This is a genomic window from Pseudomonas sp. 10B238, from assembly GCF_000970615.1.
Taxonomy (GTDB): Bacteria; Pseudomonadota; Gammaproteobacteria; order Pseudomonadales; family Pseudomonadaceae; genus Stutzerimonas.
The window spans coordinates 121,928-140,326 of record NZ_KQ033935.1; the positions used below are offsets into that span (position 1 = coordinate 121,928).

General features: G+C 61.3%; 16 protein-coding genes and 1 tRNA gene. 12 read left to right on the top strand and 5 right to left on the bottom strand.

Annotated elements, in window-relative coordinates; translation table 11 throughout:
- The first annotated feature begins 26 nt into the window (after positions 1-26).
- From RT21_RS14835 to RT21_RS14845, 3 genes are all read left to right on the top strand, one after another.
- Positions 27-752 (top strand): DUF4198 domain-containing protein, encoded by a 726-nt coding sequence (locus RT21_RS14835; protein WP_046163311.1) that lies wholly within the window; start codon positions 27-29, stop codon positions 750-752.
- A gap of 352 nt (positions 753-1,104) precedes the next feature.
- Complete coding sequence (locus RT21_RS14840; RefSeq protein WP_046163312.1) at positions 1,105-2,229, top strand: alkene reductase; 1,125 nt, start codon at positions 1,105-1,107, stop codon at positions 2,227-2,229.
- Between the two features lie 89 nt (positions 2,230-2,318).
- Positions 2,319-2,624: an ArsR/SmtB family transcription factor gene (locus RT21_RS14845; protein WP_045423126.1), complete on the top strand. Its 306-nt coding sequence runs from the start codon at positions 2,319-2,321 to the stop codon at positions 2,622-2,624.
- A gap of 164 nt (positions 2,625-2,788) precedes the next feature.
- Here RT21_RS14845 and RT21_RS14850 read toward each other — a convergent pair whose 3' ends face one another.
- On the bottom strand, positions 2,789-3,562 hold the full coding sequence (locus RT21_RS14850) for an SDR family NAD(P)-dependent oxidoreductase (RefSeq protein ID WP_046163313.1): 774 nt from the start codon (positions 3,560-3,562) through the stop codon (positions 2,789-2,791).
- Between the two features lie 175 nt (positions 3,563-3,737).
- Here RT21_RS14850 and gcvA point away from each other — a divergent pair, with 175 nt between their 5' ends.
- Positions 3,738-4,670, top strand: a complete 933-nt coding sequence (gene gcvA, locus RT21_RS14855; protein ID WP_046163314.1) for a transcriptional regulator GcvA — start codon at positions 3,738-3,740, stop codon at positions 4,668-4,670.
- A gap of 80 nt (positions 4,671-4,750) precedes the next feature.
- Here the strand turns inward: gcvA and RT21_RS14860 are convergent.
- A tRNA-Arg gene (locus tag RT21_RS14860) sits at positions 4,751-4,827 on the bottom strand.
- Between the two features lie 327 nt (positions 4,828-5,154).
- On the opposite strand from RT21_RS14860, the gene gabD reads away from it, so the two are divergent.
- From gabD to RT21_RS14880, 4 genes are all read left to right on the top strand, one after another.
- On the top strand, positions 5,155-6,603 hold the full coding sequence (gabD, locus tag RT21_RS14865) for an NADP-dependent succinate-semialdehyde dehydrogenase (RefSeq protein ID WP_046163315.1): 1,449 nt from the start codon (positions 5,155-5,157) through the stop codon (positions 6,601-6,603).
- Between the two features lie 312 nt (positions 6,604-6,915).
- On the top strand, positions 6,916-9,021 hold the full coding sequence (locus RT21_RS14870) for a 3-hydroxyacyl-CoA dehydrogenase NAD-binding domain-containing protein (protein WP_046163316.1): 2,106 nt from the start codon (positions 6,916-6,918) through the stop codon (positions 9,019-9,021).
- 46 nt (positions 9,022-9,067) lie between these two features.
- Positions 9,068-10,264 (top strand): acyl-CoA dehydrogenase family protein, encoded by a 1,197-nt coding sequence (locus RT21_RS14875; RefSeq protein WP_046163317.1) that lies wholly within the window; start codon positions 9,068-9,070, stop codon positions 10,262-10,264.
- A 12-nt stretch (positions 10,265-10,276) separates the two neighbouring features.
- Positions 10,277-11,419, top strand: a complete 1,143-nt coding sequence (locus RT21_RS14880) for an acyl-CoA dehydrogenase family protein (RefSeq protein WP_046163318.1) — start codon at positions 10,277-10,279, stop codon at positions 11,417-11,419.
- 294 nt (positions 11,420-11,713) lie between these two features.
- Here RT21_RS14880 and RT21_RS14885 read toward each other — a convergent pair whose 3' ends face one another.
- A complete protein-coding gene (locus RT21_RS14885) occupies positions 11,714-12,616 on the bottom strand; it encodes an alpha/beta hydrolase family protein (protein ID WP_046163319.1) in 903 nt (300 codons plus the stop codon).
- 92 nt (positions 12,617-12,708) lie between these two features.
- Between RT21_RS14885 and RT21_RS14890 the strand changes: the two genes are divergently transcribed.
- Positions 12,709-13,290: a TetR/AcrR family transcriptional regulator gene (locus RT21_RS14890; protein WP_046163320.1), complete on the top strand. Its 582-nt coding sequence runs from the start codon at positions 12,709-12,711 to the stop codon at positions 13,288-13,290.
- A gap of 91 nt (positions 13,291-13,381) precedes the next feature.
- Here RT21_RS14890 and RT21_RS14895 read toward each other — a convergent pair whose 3' ends face one another.
- On the bottom strand, positions 13,382-14,164 hold the full coding sequence (locus RT21_RS14895) for an IclR family transcriptional regulator (RefSeq protein ID WP_046163321.1): 783 nt from the start codon (positions 14,162-14,164) through the stop codon (positions 13,382-13,384).
- Between the two features lie 613 nt (positions 14,165-14,777).
- Here RT21_RS14895 and rpmB point away from each other — a divergent pair.
- The gene (gene rpmB / locus RT21_RS14900; protein ID WP_019339373.1) at positions 14,778-15,014 is read left to right on the top strand and encodes a 50S ribosomal protein L28; all 237 of its coding nucleotides are present in this window, start codon (positions 14,778-14,780) and stop codon (positions 15,012-15,014) included.
- Between the two features lie 11 nt (positions 15,015-15,025).
- Positions 15,026-15,181, top strand: coding sequence for a 50S ribosomal protein L33 (gene rpmG, locus RT21_RS14905; RefSeq protein ID WP_045423166.1), 156 nt, complete (start codon positions 15,026-15,028; stop codon positions 15,179-15,181).
- A 173-nt stretch (positions 15,182-15,354) separates the two neighbouring features.
- Here the strand turns inward: rpmG and RT21_RS14910 are convergent, their stop codons facing one another.
- The gene (locus RT21_RS14910; RefSeq protein ID WP_046163322.1) at positions 15,355-16,674 is read right to left on the bottom strand and encodes an omega-aminotransferase AptA; all 1,320 of its coding nucleotides are present in this window, start codon (positions 16,672-16,674) and stop codon (positions 15,355-15,357) included.
- A 204-nt stretch (positions 16,675-16,878) separates the two neighbouring features.
- Between RT21_RS14910 and RT21_RS14915 the strand changes: the two genes are divergently transcribed.
- Entirely contained in the window at positions 16,879-18,372 is a 1,494-nt protein-coding gene (locus tag RT21_RS14915) for an aldehyde dehydrogenase (RefSeq protein ID WP_046163323.1), read from the top strand.
- Positions 18,373-18,399: the final 27 nt, after the last annotated feature.

The following is an 18,399-nucleotide window of genomic DNA, read 5'->3' on the forward strand; positions in this document are numbered from 1 at the left end:
ACTCGATGTATCCATAAGGAAAGAACATGAACAAGCACCACACGAAATACGCCATGGCTTTGATCGCTGCACTAATGGCAGGGCAGGCCTGTGCCCACGGCATGTGGACGGAAGAGCGTCGCGGCAACATCGAGGTGATCTACGGTCATGGCGCCGAGGACAATGCCTATAACCCGAAGAAGATTTCCGGAGCCTGGGCAAGCGATCAGCGGGGCGGCCGTATCCCGGTTACCGTCGAGCAGCTCGAGGATCATGCGCGACTAAAGCCGCTTGAATCGGCCGCGGTGCTCAGCGTCGCGCTGGACAACGGCTACTGGACGCAGTCGCCGGACAAGAAATGGCTCAATGTCGGCGAAACAAAGGTACCCGGCGCGCTGGATTCCGGGCGCTACTACAAGTACAGCCTGGCGGTGCTGCATGAGGGTGCGGAACTGCCGGCGCTGGACAAGCTGAAACTGGCCATCGTCCCGCAACGTGATCCCTTGTCGGTTGACGTAGGAGAGGAGCTGGAGGTTCAGGTCCTGGTCGACGGCAAACCGGCTTCCAACGTCGAGCTGATCGCCGATTACGTGAACACCCCGGATGAAGTGGCAGCAACCACCGACAAGCAGGGCAAGGCAAAAATCATCGTGCGCAACCACGGGCTCAACGTCATCGCCGCGTCCACCACCGTCCCGAGCGAAGACCCGGACGCACGCGTGCGCGGCATGTTCTCTTCGCTGAGTTTCGTCAGCGCCAAGCACGAGCACTGATATACCCATCGCAGGTGACGGGCCCAAATCCTCTTCGTTGCATCGCTTCAACGCCTGTGAGACCGGCAAGCGTCGTCTCTTTCACAGGCGTTTCCCTAGGGTGCGAAGCACAGGTGCCTTGCCGGTCTAGGTGGGCTCGGCACCGTGCTGACACAGCAGCTTCAAGATCTCAGCATGGTGCAGTCTAAAATCTAGATATTGACATTTATCGATATGGTGACCAGCATAGCCAGTTCAGTGGTCGCCACTGCCCACGTTTGAAGCTCGACGCTGGGGTGGAGACGGCGCACTTCTCGGTAAGGCAGCCCATGTCTTTTAATATCTATAAATCACGATATCTAAATCTAACGTTATGAATCACAAATCACTCTTCACCCAGACTTCGCTTGGCCCCTTCGTTTTGCGCAACCGCATTGTCCTGCCTCCTCTCACGCGCTCACGGAGTTCGCAACCGGGCAATGTCCCTAACTCACTGATGGCGACCTATTACCGGCAACGAGCCGGTGCAGGTTTCATGGTGACCGAAGGCACCCAGATCGAGGCACGAGGCCAGGGCTACGCCTGGACCCCCGGCATCCATAGCCAGGAACAGGTCGAAGGCTGGAAGGCCATCACTCAAGCGGTGCATGCCGAAGGCGGCGTGATTTTCGCGCAGTTGTGGCATGTCGGGCGCGTGTCCCACACATCGCTCCAGCCTGACGGGGCTGATCCGGTGGGGCCCTCTGCAATCCCCGCACGCAACGTCAAGGTCTTCATCGAGACCGGGCCCGGCGAAGGGATGCTGGCTGATCCGTCGACCCCAAGAGCGCTATCAACCGGGGAGGTCAAAGAACTGGTGCAACTCTATGTCCAGGCTGCGCGAAACGCTTTGGAGGCAGGGTTCGACGGCATCGAGGTGCACTGCGCCAATGGCTATCTAGTGAATCAGTTCATCTCGGCTCACACCAACACCCGAACCGACGAATACGGTGGTTCGCTGCAGAACCGCCTGCGCTTTTTGCGCGAGATCGCGCAGGCAATTTCCGATGCGATAGGTGCGGATCGGGTCGGGATACGCTTTGCGCCGCTCTTTGCTAGCACCGATGAGGCGCGCGTCTACCTGGGGCTGGTCGAGGACGATCCCCACGAGACGTACGTAGAAGCCGTGAAAATTCTGGAAGAGATCGGCGTAGCGTATGTGTCACTGGCTGAAGCCGATTGGGACAGCGCGCCGGAACTGCCCAACAGCTTCAGGCAGGCTGTACGTAAGGCGTTCAGCGGCAAAATCATCTACGCGGGTAAATACACGCCAGAGCGAGCTGCCGCGGCAATCGAAGCCGGCTGGGCCGACCTTGTCGCATTCGGACGCGCGTTCATTGCCAATCCTGATCTGCCGTCTCGGATTGCCCATGGGTCGCCCATGAACACGCTTGATCCGAGCAGCATGTATGGCGGAACGGAGCAGGGCTATACCGACTATCCGGCCCACTCGGAATAAGCCGCCGCTGCGTGTCCTCCGTCGCAGGGCACTCAGCGATTCGAGACGAAGTATCGTAAGATCGCGAAAACCCACTACCCGACGCAGATATGAGCATAGACGTCAGTGAAGCGCTGAAGGCGTTGGACAACCCGACCCGCCTGGCCATCCTTACCCTGCTGAAGGACCCGAAGACGAACTTCCCCGAGCAGGAAGCCGATCCCGAGCAGCTGGGTGTATGCGTCAGCATCATCCAGGAGCGCGTCGGGCTGTCCCAATCGACCGTCTCGAACTACCTCGCCGCGCTCCAGCGCGCGCAGCTGGTGACCTCGCAACGCATCGGCCCCTGGACCTACTACAAGCGAAACGAACAGAAGATCGCCATGCTGCTCGAAGCGCTCGGAAAAGCCATTTGAGACAATGGTGGGCTAGGCAGAGCCCAGCCGACCCCCGATGGGTCGTTGATGAAGTATCGCTGCTACCCGTGCGAGAGAGATGGCAGAACCTATTCGGTCCGCCAGACGCGGCGGATCACCTACGCATTTGCTAAGCCCAACCGAATCACAACGAACACGGTCGTTTAGTTGCGCCCGGCGGTCACACCGCCATCGACCGGCAGTATGGCGCCAGTAATCCAGGAGGCCTCGGTCGAAGCCAGAAACAGGATGGCCGCAGCTACGTCACCGGGTTGTCCGTTACGCCCCAACGGGTGGAACGCATTGAAGGTCGGAAGCACTTCCTTGACCTGCTCAGCATCCATGAAGGTGTTGTATACCGGCGTCTCGACCACTGCTGGTGCCACGGTGTTGATGCGGATGTTTAACCCAGCCAGCTCGATTGCCAAGTTACGCGTCAAGGCATGCACGCCGGCATTCGCTGCGGAGTAGGCAGCGGAAGGCGTCGCGCCGATTGCCTGAATAGCCCACAGCGAGCCGGTTTGTACGATAACGCCGCCGCCGCGCTGGAGCATCGCTTTAGCAGCAGCCTGGGCCATGAAGAACTTGCCCTTGAGGATGGTATCGAGGAACCAGTCGTACTCATCAGGATTGACCTCAAGGAACGGCTTCGGATTAAAGACACCCGCGTTGTTGATCAGAACGTCCACTCCGCCGAACTCGCGCACCGCTAAGTCAGCCAATGCCTGAGCAGTGGCGGGTTGGGCGATATCGCCAGCGAGTGAACGTACCTGACGACCACTGGCATCTATATCCTGGGCTGCCCGGGTCAGCTTGTCCGCATCGCGACCGCCAATAACCACCGAGGCGCCAGCTTCGACCAGACGCTTGGCGACTTCCTTACCAATTCCTGAACTACCGCCGGTAACGATGGCTACCTTGTTAGAAAAACTATGCATGTTTTGATCTCCGCAGTGTTGCTGAGCGTAAGGTTGTTGATCGCCAACAACCTTCAGGTGGCGCAGAGGTTCCCCATCTGCGGGACATTTACTGTCGTCCTGATGCAATTGTTGTTTCGCTCAGGCACTGCCAACAACGCATAAAATCTTGCCTACCGAGATAGGAAATCTATCGATGACTGCCCCTGCCAACCTCAACGCCTTGCGCGCATTCGAAGCCGCAGCGCGGCACCGTAGTTTTTCTGCAGCCGCAACTGAGTTGAACGTCACGCCGGCGGCCGTAGGGCATCAGGTCCGCAACCTGGAGTCGTGGCTTGGAATCGCTTTATTTACCCGCGCCACAAGTGGTTCGGCACGCCTTGAATTGACGGACGCGGCGCGCTCGGCACTGCCTGACATTCGCGAAGGCTTCGAAAAATTGCGGTTGGGCTTGTCACGGCTTAGGGACGCGGGCGCGAATGCCGAGCTCACCGTTACTGTGAGCCCGGCCTTTGCTGCGAAATGGTTGCTGCTGCGCATCGAGCGATTTCAGCAGGCTTATCCGGATCTGGATGTGCTGCTGGACACCAGTTCGCGTTCGGCGGATTTTCAGGCTGAGCGTATCGATGTCGGTGTCCGCTACGGTTCCGGCAGCTGGCCTGGTCTAACCGCCGTTCGGCTGATGGACGAGGTTATATTTCCAGTCTGCTCGCCAAGCTATCCGCTATTGGAGCGCGGGCGGCTGCCAACAGAACGCTTGCCGCGCGCTACGTTGATCCACGACCTGTCGATGGCGACCGATGCGGACTACCCAACCTGGCGAATGTGGTTGGACGCCTCGGGTTTCAATCAAATAAACACCAGTCACGGCCTGCGTATTAACAACTCGGCCGCTGTACTGCAGGCAGCGATGAACGGGCAGGGGATCGCACTGGCGCGCAGTGTGATGGTGAAGGACGACCTGGATGCCGGTCGGCTGATCCGTCCCCTGGCCGACAGCGGCTTGGATTGCCCGCTAACCCAGGCGTACTACGTGGTTTATCGGGCCGAAAGCGGCGACCTGCCCAAGGTGCAAGCCTTTCGCGATTGGTTGCTGGCCGAGGCTGGCAAGGCTGCGTCTGAAGTTTAGGGGTGGCGCGGCATGGCACAGAACTGGCAAAGCCCAAAGCAAAAAAAGGCCCCACGTTTTCACGTGAGGCCTTTTCTGTATGGCGCACCAGGCGGGATTCGAACCCACGACCCCTGCCTTCGGAGGGCAGTACTCTATCCAGCTGAGCTACTGGTGCGTTGCGGGTCGCAATCATACGCATGTCGTCCGCGGTCGTCCATGGCGCTTCGGCGGCTGCGTGGCTGACGGGTAAGGGCTTGGCGCGACGATTCGGTTGGTCATCAGGCTCAGCTATGGTGCGTTAATTTTTCCGAACATGATGTTGTCTGTTCAGTGGCGTAGGCCTAGGATCCGTTCGAGATTTCAAACGCTCTGCCATGCAGCAGGAACCTCGAGGCCACACCTCGTTCTGACCTAGGTCGGGCGGTTCCACTGCCAACTGCCCCGTACGGCCTCAAGGCCTTGATTCATTGTCCGGCGCCGCGCCGGCTCGTAGGAGACTGCCATGCAACTCAAAGACACATCGCTGTTCCGCCAGCAGGCTTATATAGACGGGGCCTGGCAGGATGCGGATGGCGGCCAGACCATCAAGGTCAACAACCCGGCCAGCAACGAGATTCTCGGCACCGTGCCGAAAATGGGCGCTGCCGAGACGCGTCGGGCCATCGAGGCTGCCGAGCGCGCGTTGCCGGCCTGGCGTGATCTGACTGCCAAGGAGCGTTCGCAGAAGTTGCGCCGCTGGTTCGAGCTGATGATGGAAAACCAGGACGATCTGGGTCGCCTGATGACGCTGGAGCAGGGCAAGCCGCTGGCCGAGTCGAAGGGCGAAATCGCCTATGCCGCCTCCTTTATCGAGTGGTTCGCCGAGGAAGCCAAGCGCATCTATGGCGATACCATTCCTGGGCATCAGAAAGACAAGCGCATCATCGTCATCAAGCAGCCGATTGGCGTGACCGCGGCCATCACACCGTGGAATTTCCCGGCAGCGATGATCACCCGCAAGGCGGGCCCGGCGCTCGCGGCGGGCTGCACCATGGTGCTCAAACCCGCCAGCCAGACGCCATTCTCCGCGCTGGCCCTGGCTGAGCTGGCTGAACGTGCCGGCATTCCAAAGGGCGTGTTCAGCGTCGTCACCGGTTCGGCCGGCGATATCGGTGACGAGCTGACCGCCAACCCGACCGTGCGCAAACTTAGCTTCACCGGTTCCACCGAAGTCGGCGCCAAGCTGATGGCCCAGTGCGCGCCGGGCATCAAGAAGCTGTCGCTGGAGCTGGGTGGCAACGCGCCGTTCCTGGTGTTCGATGACGCCGACCTCGACGAGGCGGTAAAAGGCGCCATGCAGTCCAAGTATCGCAACGCGGGCCAAACCTGTGTGTGCGTCAACCGCATCTATGTGCAGAACGGCGTGTACGACGAGTTCGCCAAGAAATTCCAGGCCGCGGTAGAGAAACTGAAGGTTGGCAACGGCCTGGACGAGGGCGTCGACATCGGGCCTTTGATCGATGACCGTGCCGCGACCAAGGTGCGTGAACACATCGAGGATGCCGTCGCTAATGGCGCCCAGGTGCTCACCGGCGGTAAGGCGCATCAGATGGGTGGCAGCTATTTCGAGCCGACGCTGATGGTCAATGTGCCGCATAACGCCAAGGTGGCCAAGGAAGAAACCTTCGGCCCGCTGGCGCCGCTGTTCCGCTTCGAGGACGAGGCCGAGGGTATCGCCCTAGCGAATGACACCGAGTTCGGTCTGGCCGCGTACTTCTATGCGCGTGATTTGGGCCGCGTGTTCCGCGTCGCCGAGGCCATCGAGTCGGGAATGATCGGCATCAATACCGGCATGATCTCCACCGAGGTGGCGCCGTTCGGTGGCGTGAAGTCCTCCGGCTTGGGTCGCGAAGGTTCGAAGTACGGAATCGAGGATTACCTCGAGATCAAATACCTCTGCCTCGGGCTGTAAATGCGCTGAACTACGAGGAGCCGGTTCCCCTGGGGGCCGGCTCCTTTTTTTTGCCTGGTGTTTTGGTCATTCGATAAGTGACCAGTCGGTACGCCCATGCCGGGTCCGCTGCCAGCCACCAAGGCGCTGCAGAGGGTCGATATAGCCCAGTCTCAGTTATGCCAGCAACGCTACATGACTTATGGCGCTTGCTAGGTTCATCGATTGTTGCCAGTCTCTCGACATGCGGAAATGACTCGACTATTCTGCTGTGCGAAACATGATTCCGTGAAATAACAACTCTAATCATCATTTCACAAGCGGAGGCCTGCCATGACGGATGCCGTAAGGCTCGAAATTCAGGGCGCGATCGCTCTGATCACGGTCAACAATCCACCGGTCAACGCCCTTGGCCAGGCGGTACGTGAGGGTCTATTGAAGGCCTTTCAGGGTGCCGAAGCGGACCAGCAGGTCCGCGCCGTCGCGCTGGTGTGCGAGGGCAACACCTTTATCGCCGGCGCTGACATCAAGGAGTTCGGCAAGCCCCCGCAAGCGCCGAGCCTGCCAGAGGTTATCGAATTCATCGAAAGCTGCAGCAAGCCGAGCGTTGCAGTGATCCACGGCACCGCGTTGGGCGGCGGACTTGAAGTGGCGCTGGGCTGCCATTACCGCATCGCCCGGAAAGACGCCAAGGTCGGTCTGCCGGAAGTGAAGCTGGGCTTGCTGCCCGGCGCAGGCGGCACCCAGCGGCTGCCGCGGCTTGCCGGTGTCGCCAAGGCATTGGACATGATTGTCAGCGGCACGCCGATCAGTGCTGCTGAGGCGGTCGAGCACAATATCGTCGACGAGCTCTTTGATGGTGATCTGGTGGACGCCGGCCTCGCTTACGCCCGGCGTATGGTCGATGAAGGCCGCGCACCGCGGCGCACTGGCGAGCAAACCCAAGGTCTTGAGGGCGTCGACAACGAGGCCCTGATCCGTGCCAAGCACGCTGAAGTGGCTAAGCGCATGCCCGGGCTGTTCTCGCCGCTGCGTTGCATCGCTGCAGTCGAGGCGGCCACTCAATTGCCTTTGGCCGAAGGCCTCAAGCGGGAGCGTGAGCTGTTTGCCGAATGCCTGAACTCGCCACAGCGTGGTGCGTTGGTCCACTCGTTCTTTGCCGAGCGCCAGGCCGGCAAGATCAACGATCTGCCATCCGATGTGAAGCCGCGGCCGATCAAGACCGCAGCGGTGATCGGCGGCGGCACCATGGGTGTCGGTATCGCCCTGAGCTTCGCCAATGCCGGGGTGCCGGTGAAGCTGTTGGAAATCAGCGAAGACGCTCTGCAGCGTGGCTTGCAGCGCGCCCGCGACACCTACGCGGCGAGCGTCAAGCGCGGCAGCCTGACCGAGGAGGCAATGGAAAAGCGCCTCGCGCTGGTCGAAGGCGTTACCGAGTACGCTGCGCTGGCCGATGCCGATGTGGTTGTTGAAGCAGTATTCGAGGAAATGAGCGTCAAGCAGCAGGTGTTCGAGCAGCTGGATGCGGTATGCAAGCCCGGCGCGATTCTCGCCTCCAACACCTCGTCACTCGATTTGAATGCCATCGCGGCCTTTACTAAGCGCCCTGAAGACGTAGTCGGGCTGCATTTCTTCAGCCCGGCCAATGTCATGCGCCTGCTGGAAGTCGTCCGTGGCGAGAAGACCAGCAATGAAGTGCTCGCCACGGCCATGGCCATCGGCAAGCAGCTGAAGAAGGTCTCGGTGGTGGTCGGCGTCTGCGACGGCTTCGTTGGTAACCGCATGGTCTTCCAGTACGGCCGCGAGGCGGAATTCCTCTTGGAGGAGGGCGCCACGCCAGGACAGGTCGACGGTGCGCTGCGAAACTTCGGCATGGCCATGGGGCCGTTCGCCATGCGTGATCTGTCCGGTCTCGATATTGGCCAGGCGATCCGCAAGCGACAGCGCGCGACGTTGCCGGCGCATCTGGATTTCCCCACCGTGTCCGACAAGCTCTGCGCCGCCGGCATGCTGGGCCAGAAGACCGGCGCCGGCTACTACCGCTACGAGCCGGGTAACCGTACGCCGCTGGAGAACCCTGAACTCACGCCTATGCTGGAAGCTGCATCACAGGAGAAAGGCATCGAGCGAAAGGCGCTGGACGAGCAGTACATTGTCGAGCGCTGCATCTTTGCGCTGGTCAACGAGGGCGCCAAGATTCTCGAAGAGGGTATCGCCCAGCGCTCCAGTGATATCGACGTTATCTACCTCAATGGCTATGGCTTCCCGGCCTTCCGCGGCGGGCCGATGTTCTATGCCGACAGCGTTGGGCTGGACACCGTGCTGGCGCGGGTCAAGGAACTGCACGCACGTTGCGGCGACTGGTGGAAACCGGCGCCACTGCTGGAAAAACTGGCCGCCGAAGGCCGCACCTTCACCGAATGGCAGGCCGGGCAATGAGCACCGCCCGCCTGCACTCTGCCGATCGGATATCGAGGATTCATCCATGAACGTCAACTACACGGCCGAAGAGCTCGCCTTCCGCGATGAAGTGCGCGCCTTCCTGACAAACGAGCTGCCTGCGGACATCGCCGCCAAGGTCAAGCTCGGCAAGCACATGTCCAAACAGGACCACGAGCGCTGGCAGCAGATTCTGGTCAAGCGCGGCTGGTACGCGCCGGGCTGGCCGGTGGAGATGGGCGGCACCACCTGGGGCCCGGTGGAAAAGCACATCTTCGACGAAGAATGCGCCCAGTTCGGCGCACCGCGTACCGTGCCCTTCGGCGTCAACATGGTCGCCCCGGTAATCATCAAGTTCGGCAGCCAGCAGCAGAAGGACCATTACCTGCCGCGCATCCTCTCCGGCGAAGACTGGTGGTGCCAGGGCTATTCGGAGCCGGGTGCCGGTTCCGACCTGGCCAGTCTCAAGACCCGCGCCGTGCGCGATGGCGACCATTACGTGGTCAACGGCCAGAAGACCTGGACCACCCTCGGCCAGCACGCCAACATGATCTTCTGCCTGGTGCGCACAGACCCGGAAGCCCAGCAGCAGCGCGGCATCAGCTTCCTGTTGATAGACATGAAAAGCACCGGCATCAGCGTGCGGCCAATCATCACCCTGGACGGCGACCATGAGGTCAACGAAGTCTTCTTCGACAACGTCCGCGTGCCGGTGGAAAACCTCGTCGGCGAGGAAAACCAGGGCTGGACCTGCGCCAAGTACCTGCTGACTCACGAGCGCACGGGCCTCGCCGGCATCGGCGCCTCCAAGGCCGCGCTGGCGCATCTGAAGCGCATCGCCTTGAAGGAAGTCTGCGACGGCAAGCCGATGCTCGAAGACCCGCTGTTCCGCGCTCAGGTGGCGGAAGTTGAGATGCAGCTGATGGCCATCGAAATGAGCACCCTGCGCATCCTTGCGGCGGCTAAGGAGGGCGGCGTGCCGGGCGCGGAGTCCTCGATCCTCAAGGTCAAGGGCACCGAGATCCGCCAGGCCATCACCAGCCTGCTGCGCAAGGTCATCGGCCCTTATGCGTTGCCATTCCTTGAAGAGGAAATGCAGCTGGATTACGACGGCGATCTCTTGCACGCCGACTACAGCGCGTCGCTGGCCGGTGATTACTTCAACATGCGCAAGCTGTCGATCTTCGGCGGCTCCAACGAAATCCAGAAGAACATCGTCTCGAAGATGATTCTCGAGCTGTAAGGGGGCACCGCAATGGACTTCAAACTGACTGAAGAGCAGCAAATGCTGCAAGACACCGCTGCACGTCTGGTGCGCGACGCCTACCCGTTCGAACAGCGCGAGAAATTCAGCGAGTCGGAATTGGGCTTTTCCTCCGAGTTCTGGGGTCAGCTGGGTGATCTGGGCCTGACCGCCGTACCCTTTGCCGAAGAGATCGGCGGCTTTGGCGGTGGTGGTGTGGAAACCATGCTGGTGATGACCGAGCTGGGCCGGGGCCTGACACTGGAGCCCTACCTGCAATCGGTGATCTTCGGCGGCGGCCTGCTCAACCAGCTGGGCAGCGACGCGCAGAAAGAAGATCTGCTCCCGCAGGTCGCAGCCGGTTCGCTGCAACTGGCGGTGGCCTTCGACGAGCCGCAGAGCCACTACAACCTGCACGATGTACAGACCAAAGCTGAAGCGGTCGACGGCGGTTATCGCCTGTCCGGACGAAAGGCTGTGGTGATCGGTGGGCACAGCGCCGGACAGATCATCGTGTCCGCGCGCAGCTCAGGCGACAGCCGTGACGAAAGCGGCATCAGCCTGTTCCTTGTCGATCCGAACGGCCAAGGCGTCAGCCGCCGCGTCTACCCAACCATCGACGGACGCAAGGGCTGCGAACTGTTCTTGGACAACGTGCAGGTGGGTTCCGATGCCGTGCTCGGCGAAATCGGCAACGCGCTCCCGGCGATGCGTTACCAGCAGGGCCGCGCCATTGCCGCGCAGTGCGCCGATGCGCTGGGCAGCATGGATGAAGCCTGCAAACTGACCCTCGACTACCTGAAGACGCGCAAGCAGTTCGGCGTGCCGATCGGCAAGTTTCAGGTGCTGCAGCACCGCATGGTGGACATGCAGACCGAGCTGGAACAGGCCACCAGCATGGCAATCCTCGCCGCGACCTTTGCCGATGGCGAAGACAACGACGACCGCCGCCGCATCATCGCCGCCGCCAAATACATCTGCGCCCGCGCTGCACGCAAGGTCGCCGAAGAAGCGATCCAGCTGCACGGCGGCATCGGCATGACCTGGGAATACAACCTCGCCCACCATGCCAAGCGCCTAGTGATGATCGCCCACCAGTTCGGCGACGATGACCATCACCTGAAGGCTTATGCGCAGCTGATGCAGGTGGCGTAACGCGCCAATCGCAACAACACGACCGGGCCTTATGGCCCGGTTTTGCTTTAGCAGGCGTGCTTTAGCAGGCTGACCGGGCGGCGCTTCGCTTCAGCCCACCACCCTCGTGGCGCGGGTGGTGGGCTGAAGCCCACCCTACGGCTCTTTACTCAGCTCGGTAGGGTGGATGTCGCCTTTTACATCCACGCGGGTGGCTTGGCGCCGCATTGTGGTGGGTCGGTGAAGCGTGATCCAGCCTACGATCGCAGGCGTATATTGCGGCTCACCTAGATGATGTCGTCGGTGGCGATGAGGCTACGTCGCCGTTGCCAGCGCACTAGTCTGGCCCTGGTGGCTCTGTTCCAATTCCGGCAACAAATAATCCGTCCAGAGCGTAGGCGCGAAGGCTCGACGGAAGAAGCCGAAGTGGCCGATGCGATCGGCACCGACTTCGCCCGGGGCGATGCGGCGCATCTGTTTCGGTGCGGCGGTGTAGAAGCCGTGCAAGGACTCGGTATTGCGCGCCGACATCATCTCGTCGTCGGTAAATGACAGGGACGTCAGCGGCGTCTGCACCTCGGCGAACGCGCGCCGCATGGGGTCGCCCTCGATGCCAACCAAGTACTCGGGATGCAGGCACCAGCGACGCCACTGGCGGATCACGCCGGCCGGCAGATCACCGACTGCCCCGATACGCCCACCGGGAAAGTAGCCGAACAACGGCGTAAGCAGCGGCGCCAATCCATGCCAAAGCAACCATGCCTGGCGGCGAATCTGTGGGCTGTTCTCGCGCCAGTAACCGCTGCCTGCAGCGATGGTCACGATGCGGGTGAGCCGCTCATGGCCTTGCACCAGCGGCAGGATTTGCGCGCCGACACTGTGGCCGATCCAATAGATCGGTAGCTCCCCGGCCGCTTCCACAACGTTGGCCAACACGGCACTGCAGTCGTGACGGGCCCAGTCGAGAATATCCACCTCAAGCTGGCGTAAAGGGACATGGCAGGACTGGCCCATGCCGAGGTAGTCGAAGGTCACCGCCAGAAATCCCTGATTTGCGAGCCAACTGGCGAAATGGGCATAGAAGTCTTGTTTCACCGCCATTGCTGGAGCGATCAGCACGGCGCCGCGTGGTATGCCCTCAGGGTGGTACCAGCAGCTCGCCAATTGATGGCCGTTACCGTTGTCGATCGAGCGTGCTTCCGCCTGTATCGTCGCCATGCCTGTTCTCCGGTCTTTTTGTAATGCCTGGATCGGTGCAGTATAGGAGCAGTAGAAATTAATTCTAGAACATTATTCTAGTCGGAGATCGGATGGCCCGAAGTAGTCGCAAGCAAGAAATTCTTCAGGCCGCGCTCGCCTGCTTTACCGAGTTCGGGGTGGAGGCGACCACCATCGAAATGATCCGAGACCGTTCCGGCGCCAGCATCGGCAGCCTTTACCACCATTTCGGTAACCGCGAGCGGATCATCGCTGTGCTTTATCTGGAGGGCATCGGTGAATACGCCGCGCGATTGGAGGCCGGACTGATCGATACGCTGGATGCCGAGGCGTGCGTCAAATTGTTCGTCACCAGCTACATCGATTGGGTCGTGGAAAACCCGGACTGGGCACGCTTCGTTCTGCACAACCGTGGGCGGGTAGAGGCCGGTGAGATGGGGGAACGACTGCGCGAGGTCAATCAGGCCCATGGCGAGCGGGTGAGCGCAATCTTGCGTCGGCACCGTGATAGCGGTGCCTTTCGCCGGATGCCGGGCGATTGCTTTCTCGCTGTAGTGATCGGGCCCTGCCACGACCTGGCCCGTAACTGGCTGGCCGGACGCGCGCGTACCGCGTTGGCGGATTGCCGCGAACTGCTCGCAGACATCGCCTGGGCCAGCGTCCGGTCGCAGTGACGGCGGACTGATCGCCATCTTGCGGAGTCGATGAGCGAAAGGTCGGTGAAGCCTACGCTTCCCGCTTGACTGGGTGTCGCTTAGCCAATGATCAGACGCCCAGACTTTCGATATCGCGTGCGAGCATTTCCAGCTGGTGTGCCAGCGAGCCGCGTAGGGTTTCTTCGCTGAGCTGGAACGAGGGCGCGCCGCAGGTAAGCGCCATGATGCTGCCGTCGGCTAGATGCAGCGGTACGCCAGCGGCCATCACGTTGCGGTCCCAGTCGCCGAGCGACAAGCAGAAGCCGTGCTGGCGGAACTCGGCAAAGGAGCCGTCCAGCGATTGCTTCATGGCTGCCCAGCCGTCTCCGTACTTGGTTTCCAGCGCGGACATCAGATGCTCTCGCTCCTTGTCCGGGGTTGCGGCGAGGAAGGCGCGGCCTGCCGCGGTGGTGGCCAGCGGCAGGCGTACACCCGCGTCCATGCGTAGCGTCGAAACCTCGGCCGGACGGCAGTTCTCGATGTAGATCATCGACAGCCGGTCACGGCAGGTCAGCCCCACTGATGTGTTGGTACGGCGGGAAAACTCATCCATGTATGGTTTGGCCAGCTGGCGCACGCGCAGGTTGGACACGTAGGCATAACCCAGCGCCAGCACGCCGGAATCGAGCTGGTACTTTTCCAGCTGCGGCGAGTAGCTGAGGTAACCGAGCTTGGTCAGGGTGTAGGTCATGCGCGACACCGTCGGTTTGGGCAATCCGGTGATACGCGCAATGTCCTGGTTGCCCATCACCACCGAACCGTGGGTGAAGGCACGCAGTACATCCAGCCCGCGCGATAGCGCTTCGACGAATTTGCGGTCCTTGGGAGTATCGGTGTCTTCGATGTCGCTCATGTGGTGTCGGTCTGTCTAGTGGTGGGGCGGCGGGGCCGCACGATAGCAGATCGCCCCTTCGCTCGGCAGGGCGGCCTTTACAGAATGCTCGGGCCTTGCCGCGACGGCCGGCCATGGGCAGGTTGCTTGTCCAATTCAAGCATAATAGCTGAAAATATCGGTTTTGCATTCCGCAGAGTAAAACGTCAGTTCGCTGGCGCTGCTGATCACATGGTCGGATCTGATGAGTGCTGTATCGTTACGTGCGGTTGGATCGCATCGATATGAAGCAAGCCAATGCGCCCGTTAGGCCGGTTCGTTGCCGCGAGCGGTTCGGTCCATATATAAAGAGGAGAAGACCAAGGCGACGAACGGCATATTCCGGCAGACCGTGCCGGGCGCGGCCTAGGGAGGGATTGCGGCGATAGACGCCGATGCTTAAAAGTTACACCGCGCTTGTTGCCAGGGGGGCTTTCTGATATAAAGCAGCGCTCTTTTCTAGGGGCCCGGTTTCATCGCTTGCCGCGTAGCCGGTAAGACCCCAACGAAACGTGGCGCTGAGCGCCAAAAAGACATTTGAATTCAAGCGGCCAACCCATGCCGGGTTGGGCATGTGGTTTTAGAGGGCTGAGGCATGTCGAGAGTCTGTCAAGTTACCGGTAAGGGTCCGGTAACCGGGAACAACATTTCCCACGCGAACAACAAAACCCGTCGTCGTTTTCTGCCGAACCTGCAGCATCACCGCTTCTGGGTCGAGTCCGAGAACCGCTTCGTACGTCTGCGCCTGACTGCTAAAGGCATGCGCGTTATCGACAAGCGCGGCATCGACGCCGTTCTGGCTGAACTCCGCGCTCGCGGCGAAAAGGTTTAAGGAGAACTATCATGCGTGACCTGATCCGTTTGGTGTCCAGCGCCGGTACCGGCCACTTCTACACCACCGACAAGAACAAGCGCACCACTCCCGACAAGATCGAAATCAAGAAGTACGATCCTGTCGTGCGTAAGCACGTGATGTACAAGGAAGCCAAGATCAAGTAATTGATCGGCCCTTGAAGAAAAACCCGCCAATCGGCGGGGNAGCTTTGGCAGCGGTGTTCCAGTAGGGCGCCTGCGCTGCCCGATGCGGACCCGGTGGGCAGCGCGTGGCGGCAAATCGCTCGTCCGGCTTTGGGCGGTTCACCGACGTGGTCGCCCCTGCAGCCACCGCTCTGTCAGGCTGCCTTGCGGATGGCGTCGGCCAGGCGCTCGATCATCGCGTCGATATGCTCACGCTCGACGATCAGCGCTGGTGACAAGGCAATGGTGTCGCCGCTGGCGCGCGCCAGCAGACCGTCCTCGAAGCACTGACGGAACACCTCGTAGCCACGCTTGCCGACGCCGTCCGCATGGGCCGCGAACTGGATGCCGGCCACCAGCCCAACCGTTCGGATATCGGTCACGTTCGGCAGCCCCTGGAGGTTGAACAGGGCATCCTGCCAGTAATCTTCGATCTCGATGGCTTTCTGGAAGAGGTTCTCTCGCTGGTAGATTTCCTGGGTCGCGAGGGCAGCTGCGCAGGCCACGGGGTGGCCGGAGTAGGTGTAGCCGTGGAAGAACTCGATGGTGCTTTCCGGACCTTGCATGAAAGCGTCGTGAATCTGCTCGTCGACCAGCACCGCGCCCATGGGGATTGCACCGTTGGTCAAACCCTTGGCACAGGTGAGAATGTCCGGCGTGACGCCCCAGCGCTGGGCGGCGAAGGCCTCGCCGACCCGACCGAAGCCGGTAATCACTTCATCGAATATCAGCAAGATGCCGTGCTTGCGGGTGATCTCGCGCAAGCGCTGCAGATAACCCTTCGGCGGCAGGATCACCCCAGCGGAGCCGGACATTGGCTCGACGATCACGGCGGCAATGTTTTCCGCCCCATGCAAGGTAACCAGTCGTTCCAGCTCGTCGGCTCTCTCCACGCCGTGCTCCGGCAGGCCGCGGCTGAACGCGTTGCGTTGCAAGTCGAGCGTGTGCGGCAGGTGGTCGACCCCTGGTAATAGCGCGCCAAAGGCCTTGCGGTTGTTGGCCATGCCGCCGACCGAAATGCCGCCAAAGCCGACGCCGTGATAGGCCAGTTCGCGGCCGATCAGGCGGGTGCGACTGCCTTGGCCGATCGCGCGCTGATAGGCCAGGGCGATCTTCAATGCGGTGTCGGCCGACTCCGAACCCGAGTTGGTGAAGAACACTCGGTTCAGCCCGGCCGGGCTGATCTGTGCCAGCCGCTCGGCCAGCTCGAAGGGCAGCGGGTGCCCCATCTGGAAGGTCGGTGCGAAATCCAGCTGGGCGATCTGTCGGCTCACCGCCTCGGTGATCTCGCGGCGGCCGTGGCCGGCGTTACAGCACCAGAGCCCGGCGGTGCCATCAATCACCTGACGGCCATCGGTGTCTGTGTAATACATGCCCTCGGCGCGCTCCAGCAGGCGCGGGCTGCCCTTGAACTGACGGTTGGCGGTGAAGGGCATCCAGAAATGTTCGGCAGATGTGGCGCGATCATGGGCCATGACTAGCTCCGGCAGGGCGACGGGTTCGACGGCTATGCTGTAGCGCGACATCACCCGAGCGCCCAGCGGTTTTGGCGAGTCTATGTTTAATAAAACGAACATAACAAGGCAGAAAATGGCTGCTGCGTAAAAAATATTGATAGGCCTGGTGCCGCTGGTTTAGGGTGCCTTTCTGATTATTCGACAGACTACCGAGGACGCCCCATGACCACCCTGACTCTTGCCGATTGGCAACAGCGTGCCCGCGACCTGCGCATCGAAGGCCGCGCCTTCATCCAGGGCGAATACACCGAGCCCACCGGCGGCGCCCGCTTCGACTGCATCAGCCCGGTCGATGGGCGGGTGTTGGCGGAGGTGGCGAGCTGTGACGAGGCCGATGCGGATCGCGCCGTAATCAGTGCCCGTATGGCTTTCGAATCTGGCGTCTGGTCCCGCCTGGCGCCAGCCAAGCGCAAGGCGACCATGATTCGCTTCGCCAACCTCATCCAGGCCAACGCCGAAGAGTTGGCCTTGTTGGAAACCTTGGACATGGGCAAGCCGATCAGCGATTCGTTGAATGTCGACATGCCCGGCTCAGCCAATGCGCTGCGCTGGTCGGGCGAGGCGATCGACAAGATTTACGACGAAGTGGCCGCGACGCCGCACGATCAGCTGGGCCTAGTGACCCGCGAGCCGGTAGGTGTGGTAGCGGCCATCGTGCCTTGGAATTTCCCCCTGATGATGGCCTGCTGGAAGCTTGGCCCAGCGCTGGCCACAGGTAACTCGGTGGTCCTCAAGCCGTCTGAGAAATCCCCGCTCACCGCCATCCGCGTGGCGCAACTGGCGATTGAGGCGGGCATTCCACCGGGCGTGCTCAATGTGCTGCCGGGCTACGGCCACACCGTGGGCAAGGCGCTGGCTTTGCACATGGACGTCGACACGCTGGTATTCACCGGCTCCACACGGGTTGCCAAGCAGCTGATGATCTACGCTGGCGAGTCGAACATGAAGCGCGTCTGGCTGGAAGCGGGCGGCAAGAGCCCGAACATCGTCTTTGCTGACGCCCCGGACCTGGAGTCCGCAGCGAAGTCTGCGGCGGGCGCCATCGCCTTCAACCAGGGCGAGGTTTGCACCGCTGGCTCGCGGCTGTTGGTCGAAAGCTCGATCAAGGAGCGCTTCCTGCCGATGGTGGTCGAGGCGCTCAAGGGCTGGAAGCCCGGTAACCCCTTGGATCCGGCCACCAATGTCGGCGCGCTGGTCGATACCCAGCAGCTCGACACCGTGCTCGGCTACATCGAAGCCGGTCGCAACGACGGTGCGAAGGTGCTGATCGGCGGCCAACGGACGATGCAGGACACTGGCGGGCTGTACGTCGAGCCGACTATTTTCGACGGCGTCAGCAATGCCATGAAGATCGCCCGCGAAGAAATCTTCGGACCGGTGCTGTCGGTGATCACCTTCGACACCGCCGCCGAGGCGGTGAGCATCGCCAACGACACGCCGTACGGCCTCGCCGCCGCCGTGTGGACGGCTGATCTGTCCAAGGCGCACCTGACCGCCAAGGCGTTACGGGCTGGCAGTGTCTGGGTCAACCAGTACGACGGCGGTGACATGACTGCGCCGTTCGGCGGCTTCAAGCAGTCCGGCAACGGTCGCGACAAGTCACTGCATGCCTTCGACAAGTACACCGAGCTGAAGGCCACCTGGATCAAGCTCTAACGACATCCGTGGGGTGGATGTCGCTTT